The organism is Microbacterium yannicii, from assembly GCF_024055635.1.
Classification (GTDB): domain Bacteria; phylum Actinomycetota; class Actinomycetes; order Actinomycetales; family Microbacteriaceae; genus Microbacterium; species Microbacterium yannicii.
Genome location: NZ_JAMXMB010000007.1, coordinates 1 through 2,947 on the forward strand (window position 1 = coordinate 1; position 2,947 = coordinate 2,947).

The window sequence follows — 2,947 nt, forward strand, 5'->3', positions numbered from 1 at the left end:
ATCCGCTCTTCTGCGTTTCCGGGGCCGCGAGAAAGTTTGGTATTCGGTGTTGCTAAGTACCGGTACTTAGTGTTACCGTCTACCAGTAGTCAACATCACTGAGTAGATCAAGGAGGTGCGCGATGGGCAAGCAGGAGACCGAGATGCTCAAGGGCACGCTGGAGGGCATCGTGTTGGCGATCCTCTCCGGCCGATCCGCCTACGGGTACGAGATCACCTCGTGGCTGCGCGACCAGGGCTTCTCCGACATCGCCGAGGGGACCGTCTACGCCCTGCTGGTCAGGGTCGAGCAGCGTGGCCTCGTCGACGTCGAGAAGGTGCCGTCGGAGAAGGGACCGCCCCGCAAGGTGTACTCCCTCAACACGCAGGGCCGCGAGCAGCTCGCGGAGTTCTGGAGGACGTGGAGCTTCCTCGCAGAACGCATCGAACAGCTCCACCACCAGAACGCAGACAACAACCCCACCCCCGAGGAAGAGGACTGATCATGGCCGCCAAGTGGTACGAAATCGTCACCGGATCGCTCGAGCAGAAGAAGCAGTACCGCCAGTACAAGGCGCGCATCGAGGCTCTCCCCGAGCCCTACCGCGCAGCCGCGAAGGCGCTGGATCGGTACTTCATGTACGCGGGCGGCATGACCGACGGCGACACGATGATGCAGATGCTCAGCGACTCCGCCGACCTCTGGGAGCGCGCGGCCGCCGACGGCACGCCGGTGCGCGACATCGTCGGCGACGAGCCGTCGACGTTCGCCGAGGAGTTCACCGCCGCCTACGCCGGCAAGCAGTGGATCGACAAGGAGCGCGCGCGCCTCAACAAGGCGATCGACGAGGCAGAGAAGGAAGAGGAGAAATGACCACCGATACCGCCATCGAGGTTCGCGGGCTCGAGAAGTCCTACAAGGACCTGCACGTGCTGCGCGGCGTCGACTTCGAGGTGGCGCGCGGGAGCATCTTCGCGCTCCTCGGGTCGAACGGGGCCGGCAAGACCACGGTCGTGCGCATCCTGGCGACGCTGTTGAAAGCGGATGCCGGAACCGCAGCCATTGGCAGCTTCGACGTCGCCACCCAGGCGCAGAAGGTGCGCGAGACGGTCAGCCTCACGGGGCAGTTCGCCGCCGTGGACGAGGTGCTCAGCGGGCGCGAGAACCTGGTCCTCATCGCCCAGTTGCGCCACCTGCCCGATCCCGGTGGGATCGCGGACGCGCTCCTCGCGCGGTTCTCGCTCACGGAAGCGGGCTCGCGCCGCGCGGCGACCTACTCGGGCGGCATGCGTCGCCGGCTCGACATCGCCATGAGCCTCATCGGCAACCCGCCGGTGATCTTCCTGGACGAGCCCACGACCGGGCTCGACCCGGCCGCGCGCATCGAAGTGTGGGAGGCCGTCCGCGAGCTCACCCGCGCCGGCACCACGGTGCTGCTGACCACGCAGTATCTCGACGAGGCCGAGCAGCTCGCCGACCGCATCGCGATCCTGCACAAGGGACGGATCATCGTGAACGGCACGCTGCAGGAGCTCAAGCAGCTGCTGCCGCCCGCCAAGGTCGAATACGTCGAGAAGCAGCCGAGCCTCGAAGACGTCTTCTTCGCCCTCACCGGCGAACAAGAACCCGCAGAAACCGGGCACGCCGAGAGCGGCGCTCCCACGACACGGAAGGAAGGACGATGACCGCTCACTTCGTCGGCGACACCGCCGTTCTCACCAGCCGGTCGCTGCGCCACATCCTGCGCAGCCCCGACACCATCATCACCACAGCGGTCACGCCGATCGCGCTCATGCTGCTGTTCGTCTACGTCTTCGGCGGGGCGATCGACACGGGCACCCTGTCGACGGGGTCGTACATCGACTACATGCTGCCCGGCATCCTGCTCATCACGATCGCGTCCGGTATCGCCTATACGGCCTACCGGCTGTTCCTGGACATGCAGGGCGGCATCTTCGAGCGGTTCCAGTCCCTCCCGATCGCACGATCAGGAGTGCTCTGGGCCCACGTCTTCACCTCGCTCGTGTCGATCCTGGTGTCCTTGGCCGTAGTGATCGGCGTGGCACTGCTGATGGGATTCCGCACCGGTGCCGGGTTCGGTGCCTGGCTGGGCGTCATCGGCATGCTCGTCTTGTTCACCCTGGCGCTCACATGGCTCGCGGTGATCGCGGGACTGTCGGCGAAGACGGTCGACGGCGCGAGTGCATTCTCGTACCCGCTCATCTTCCTTCCCTTCATCAGCTCCGCGTTCGTCCCGACCGAGAGCATGCCCGGGCCCGTGCAGTGGTTCGCCGAGAACCAGCCGGTGACCTCGATCGTCGACTCGATGCGTGCGCTCTTCGCGGGTCAGCCCGTCGGCGATGACATCTGGGTCGCGATGGCGTGGCTGGTCGGGATCCTGATCGTCGGCTACGTGATCTCGATGGCGATCTATCGCAAGAAGATCAGCTGACCGCGCACGCCCCCCACACCGCGCACGCACAGAAGAGCGGATTCCTCGACCCGAGGCATCCGCTCTTCTGCTGTTGCGGCTAAGCGCCGAAGTACTGGTTGCCGAGCGCCTTGCTCTTGAGAGCGTCGAACTCGCCCTGCGAGATCGAGCCGGCGTCGAGCAGGGCCTTCGCCTTGGCGATGTCCTCTGCGGGGCTGGACGACGCCGCCGGGTGGTAGTCATCGGACTCGGGCACCACTCCCCCGCGCGCGGCCTGCGCACGAGCTGCCATGCCCTTGCCGCGGGCGATGATGTAGACGAGGGCGGTGAGGAAGGGCACGAACACGAGCGCGATGATCCACAGCGCCTTGAGCCAGCCGTTGAGGTTCTCGTCGCGGAACAGGTCCGTGATGATCACGATCACCACGTACAGGTAGGCGATGAAGTAGAAGCTCCACAGCAGGAACCACCAGAAGTCACCGAAGAACATCGGCGTCACCTTTCTCGAAATAGCCGGGACGGCTGCGACCACAGTA

5 protein-coding genes are annotated in these 2,947 nt (G+C 65.5%); 4 read left to right on the forward strand and 1 reads right to left on the reverse strand.

The features are described 5' to 3' along the window. The first annotated feature begins 122 nt into the window (after window positions 1-122). From NCG93_RS03070 to NCG93_RS03085, 4 genes are read left to right on the forward strand one after another with little or no spacing between them, the layout of a single operon-like run. Window positions 123-482: a PadR family transcriptional regulator gene (locus tag NCG93_RS03070; protein ID WP_194415461.1), complete on the forward strand. Its 360-nt coding sequence runs from the start codon at window positions 123-125 to the stop codon at window positions 480-482. 2 nt (window positions 483-484) lie between these two features. Continuing rightward, window positions 485-853: a DUF1048 domain-containing protein gene (locus NCG93_RS03075; protein ID WP_194415460.1), complete on the forward strand. Its 369-nt coding sequence runs from the start codon at window positions 485-487 to the stop codon at window positions 851-853. After that, complete coding sequence (locus tag NCG93_RS03080) at window positions 850-1,665, forward strand: ABC transporter ATP-binding protein (RefSeq protein ID WP_194415459.1); 816 nt, start codon at window positions 850-852, stop codon at window positions 1,663-1,665. The genes NCG93_RS03075 and NCG93_RS03080 overlap by 4 nt, the downstream gene beginning before the upstream one ends. Further along, on the forward strand, window positions 1,662-2,432 hold the full coding sequence (locus NCG93_RS03085; protein WP_194415458.1) for an ABC transporter permease: 771 nt from the start codon (window positions 1,662-1,664) through the stop codon (window positions 2,430-2,432). The genes NCG93_RS03080 and NCG93_RS03085 overlap by 4 nt, the downstream gene beginning before the upstream one ends. Window positions 2,433-2,511: 79 nt before the next feature. On the opposite strand, the gene NCG93_RS03090 is transcribed toward NCG93_RS03085, so the two are convergent. Further along, the gene (locus NCG93_RS03090; protein ID WP_194415457.1) at window positions 2,512-2,901 is read right to left on the reverse strand and encodes an SHOCT domain-containing protein; all 390 of its coding nucleotides are present in this window, start codon (window positions 2,899-2,901) and stop codon (window positions 2,512-2,514) included. Window positions 2,902-2,947: the final 46 nt, after the last annotated feature.

Excerpts from the sequence above, each read along its gene's own strand:
- NCG93_RS03085 (WP_194415458.1), top strand. The coding sequence starts at position 1,662 with ATGACCGCTCACTTCGTCGGCGACACCGCCGTTCTCACCAGCCGGTCG.
- NCG93_RS03080 (WP_194415459.1), top strand. The coding sequence starts at position 850 with ATGACCACCGATACCGCCATCGAGGTTCGCGGGCTCGAGAAGTCCTAC.
- NCG93_RS03070 (WP_194415461.1), top strand. The coding sequence starts at position 123 with ATGGGCAAGCAGGAGACCGAGATGCTCAAGGGCACGCTGGAGGGCATC.
- NCG93_RS03090 (WP_194415457.1), bottom strand. The coding sequence starts at position 2,901 with ATGTTCTTCGGTGACTTCTGGTGGTTCCTGCTGTGGAGCTTCTACTTC.
- NCG93_RS03075 (WP_194415460.1), top strand. The coding sequence starts at position 485 with ATGGCCGCCAAGTGGTACGAAATCGTCACCGGATCGCTCGAGCAGAAG.